The sequence below is a fragment of the Methylobacterium sp. WL18 genome (assembly GCF_008040015.1).
GTDB classification, from domain to species: Bacteria; Pseudomonadota; Alphaproteobacteria; order Rhizobiales; family Beijerinckiaceae; genus Methylobacterium; species Methylobacterium mesophilicum.
In genome coordinates, this window is sequence record NZ_VRVD01000447.1 from 1 (window position 1) to 3,870 (window position 3,870).

The 3,870-nt window shown below is 70.3% G+C and carries 3 protein-coding genes; 2 read left to right on the forward strand and 1 reads right to left on the reverse strand.

Going from position 1 to position 3,870, the window contains the following annotated elements:
* Positions 1–475 precede the first annotated feature (475 nt).
* Positions 476–1,546, reverse strand: a complete 1,071-nt coding sequence (locus FV228_RS22635) for a malate/lactate/ureidoglycolate dehydrogenase (RefSeq protein ID WP_147856657.1) — start codon at positions 1,544–1,546, stop codon at positions 476–478.
* 174 nt (positions 1,547–1,720) lie between these two features.
* Between FV228_RS22635 and FV228_RS22640 the strand changes: the two genes are divergently transcribed.
* Positions 1,721–2,884 (forward strand): ABC transporter substrate-binding protein, encoded by a 1,164-nt coding sequence (locus FV228_RS22640; protein WP_147856658.1) that lies wholly within the window; start codon positions 1,721–1,723, stop codon positions 2,882–2,884.
* Between the two features lie 33 nt (positions 2,885–2,917).
* Positions 2,918–3,793 (forward strand): branched-chain amino acid ABC transporter permease, encoded by an 876-nt coding sequence (locus FV228_RS22645; RefSeq protein ID WP_007562633.1) that lies wholly within the window; start codon positions 2,918–2,920, stop codon positions 3,791–3,793.
* The last annotated feature ends 77 nt before the right edge of the window (positions 3,794–3,870 follow it).

The following is a 3,870-nucleotide window of genomic DNA, read 5'->3' on the forward strand; positions in this document are numbered from 1 at the left end:
GGCCCGCGATGGCCTCGCCGCGCTCCCGTCCGTCCTGTGCGCCGCGCGCCAGGCCTTGCGCGTGAGCCGGCGCCACGAAGCCGAGCGTCAGCACGATCGGTAGGGAGATCCAGTGTCGCATGAGGTCCTCGTCAAGCAGCGGAAACGGTAGCGACGGTCAGCGGCACCACGGGGCGGCCCCGCACCATCGGATCGGAGCCCGGTCGATGGATCCCGTCGTGACGGGATCGGAGGCCGACCGCCCCGCGGCCGACCGCTCCGCGGGGCGGTTGGCCTTCACCAGCATCACGGCCGAGAAACAGCAGAGCGCGAGGGCCGCGATCCAGAGGACGCCCCTCGCCGTTCGGATCGTTCGCTTGGACATGCGCGCGAGGGTGGGCGGCTTCGGTTAGCGAACCGTTTCACGCCCCGGCGCGCTTGAGCGGCGATCCCGCCTGCAGCGCCGGGGTTGGCCCGCCTCCGCAATCGGGCGCGGTCAGGCGCAGTAGGATTGCCCGTCGAGGCCGTGCGGCCGGCCGGCGGCGAGCAGGGTCTCCCAGACCGGCTCCGGAAGCGGTACGCCCTCGGCGAGGCGTTCCGCCTTCATGCGGCGCTCGGGCTCGCCCGGCAGCAACACCGCGCCGCCCGGCGCCGGCTGGGCGGAGGCGAAGAAATCGAGATAGCTGCGCGCCTCGGCCGCGATCGCGTCGTCCGAGCCGAAGGCGCTCGGCGTCATGTAGAGCGAGAGCATGCCGTTGCAGACCCGGCGCTTGCCCGGCCCCGCCGTGCCGGAACCGGTGAGCGCGCCGGCCAGGAGCTCGCACATCAGCGACAGGCCCGAACCCTTGTGCTCGCCGAAGGCCCGGATCGCGCCCCGGCCCTTCTGGTTGTCGCGCTCCGGCCCGTCGAGCGGACCGAACAGGGTCGCCGGGTCGGCGCTGAGGCGGCCGTCCGGCTCGATCAGGACGCCCTCGGGCAGGGGCTTGCCGCCCTGCGAGGCCACCAGCACCTTGCCTTCGGCGACCGCCGAGGTCGCGAAGTCGAGGACGATCGGATCGCGCCCCGGAAGCGGGAAGGCGGCCGCGATGGGGTTCGTGGAGAAGCGCCGCTCCACCGAGCCGAACGGCGCGACGAGCAGGCTGCCGGCGACGTTGACGAAATGCACTGAGATCAGGCCCGCGGCCGCCGCGCGCTCGGCCCATTCGCCGATCCGCCCGAGATGCCCGGCATGCCGCAGGGCGATGACCGAGGCGCCGTGCTCCCGGGCCTTGGCGATGCCGAGATCGGTGGCGAACGGGCCGGCGGTCTGGCCGAAGCCGTACTGGGCGTCCACCAGCGCGAAGGCGCCTCCGTCGATCAGCACCTCGGGGGCGCGATCGGCCACGAGCTCGCCGTCGCGCAGCCACGCCACGTAGCGCGGCACCCGGATGACCCCGTGGCTGTCATGGCCGGTGAGGTTGGCGGCCACGAGGAACCGGCCGATCCGCCCCGCTTCCGCCTCCGAGCAGCCCTCCCGAACGAAGATGTCCCGCACGAAGGCGGTCAGTCCGGCGGCGTCGATCCGCATGATGGTCTATCTCCCGTCGTCGCGCCTCGCCGGGCGCGTTCGGGTAACGATCCTAGGCTTTCTTAACCCGCAAGGCGACCGGTTCGGGTGACGCGGGATAGACAATGAAGCGTCCCGCATGGCCCAATACAATCAACGTCGGGCATAAGAACCGGCGGCGGGACGGGAATGCCTATGAAGACGACGCGTCGCGTTTTCTTGACGGGTGCGGCTTGCGCGGCTGCGAGCGGCCTCGCCCCGGGGGTGATCCGATCGAGTCACGCGCAGGGCGCCGGCGCGACGATCCGGATCGGCATGGTGCTGCCGGTCACGGGCCCCGGCGCGGATGCGGGGCGCTTCGCCCTCAACGGCGCCAAGATCGCCCTGGAGGCGGTCAACAAGGCGGGCGGCGTGCTCGGCAAGCCGCTGGAGATCGTCACCGAGGACGACCAGACCACCAATCCCGGCGCCGTGCTGGCCTTCTCCAAGCTGGCCTCGCAGCCCGATCTCGTCGGCTTCCTGGGCTCGGTCCGCTCCACGCAGAACCACGCGATGGCGCCGGACATCCTCAAGACCGGCAAGCCGATGTGCTTCGGCGGCACCGACCCGGTGCTGACCCAGCTCAGCAATCCCTGGATGTTCCGCTTCCGGCCCAACGACAGCTTCTCGGCCCGGGTGATCGCCGAGCACGGCGTCAACGGCCTCGGCAAGAAGAAGTGGGCGATCATCCACTCCACCGACGCCTTCGGGACCAGCGGCGCCAAGGCGCTCACCGAGAGCCTGGGTAAGGTCGGCGCCACGGTCGTGCTCGATCAAGGCTACGCCAACCAGGGCCAGGACTTCACCCCCGTGGTGCTGGCGATCCGGCAGGCCGGGGCCGACGTGATCGGCTCGTACTTCACCTTCGAGAACGACCTCGGCATCTTCGCCCGCCAGCTCCGCCAGCTCGGCGTCACCGCCCCCTGGGTCGGCTCGCCCTCGATCACCAACGTCACGGCGCTGAAGCTCGCCGGTCCCTCGCTCTACGGCACCTACGGCGTGGCCGACTACGCGGAGGAATCGAGCGACGCGGCCCGGGCCTACGGCAAGGCCTACCGCGCTGCGACCAAGATCGCCCCCGACAACCAGTCCTCCTGGACCTTCGACGCGGTGACGGTCCTGGCGCTGGCGATCAACAAGGCGGGCAAGGCCGACCCGCAGGCGATCCGCGAGGCGCTGCTGGCGGTGCGGGGCCACGCGGGCGCCGAGGGCACCTACAACTTCGACAAGAACGGCGACGGCCTGCACGGCTACAACGTCGTGCGCAACGACAAGGGCACGATCACGTTCGACCGGCGCATCGACTTCTATCAGGGCTGAACACGTCGTCGCGGACGGGGCACGGGCGCGCACATGGACCTGATCCTCCAGCTCCTCTTCACCGGAATCGGCATCGGCTCGGTCTACGCCCTCGTGGCCCTGGGCTTCGTGCTGATCTTCCGCGCCACCAACGTCGTGAACTTCGCGCAGGGCGAGTTCTCGATGGTCGCGGCCTTCCTGATGGTGGTGTTCGCCGTCGATCTCGAGTGGCCGTACTGGCTCTCGGTGCTGCTCACCATCGGCGGGATGGCTCTGCTCGGCGCCCTGTTCAACCTCGGCGTCTACTATCCCCTGCGCCACCGCACCTACCTGCCGGTGATCATCTCGACCATCGGCGCCTCGATCTTCCTGGCCAACACCACGCTCGCCCTCTACGGGCCGCAGCCGCAGGTCCTGCCGCCGGTGTTCGAGACGCAGGGCTTCCTGCTCGGCCCGGTCTTCCTCGACAGCCAGTACCTGCTGATCATCGCGGTGACCGCGGCGCTCGTGGCGTTCCAGTACTGGTTCTTCGAGCACACCCTGGTCGGCAAGAAGCTCCAGGCGACCTCCCAGGACAAGGAGATGGCCGCGCTCCTCGGCATCCCGGTCGCCGGCATGATCATGCTCACCTTCGTCTACAGCGCCGTGCTCGGCGGCATCGCCGGCATCCTCGTGGCGCCTGTCTTGTTCGTGTCGATCCAGATGGGCGCGACCATCGCGCTGAAGGCCTTCGCCGCGACGATCATCGGCGGGTTCGGCGACGTAACCGGCGCGATCATCGGCGGTCTGGCGCTCGGCATCATCGAGACCTTCGGGGCGGCCTACGTCTCGGTGCCGTACAAGGACGCCTTCGCCTTCATCGTCCTCGTGGCCTTCCTGGTCGTGCGCCCGCAGGGGCTGTTCGGCGAGCGTGTGGCGGAGAAAGCATGAGCGCCGATCCCGCACCGACCGCCGCCGCACCCCTCCCGGGCACCGCCTCCCGGGCCGCCCGGCCGATGCCGCTCGGC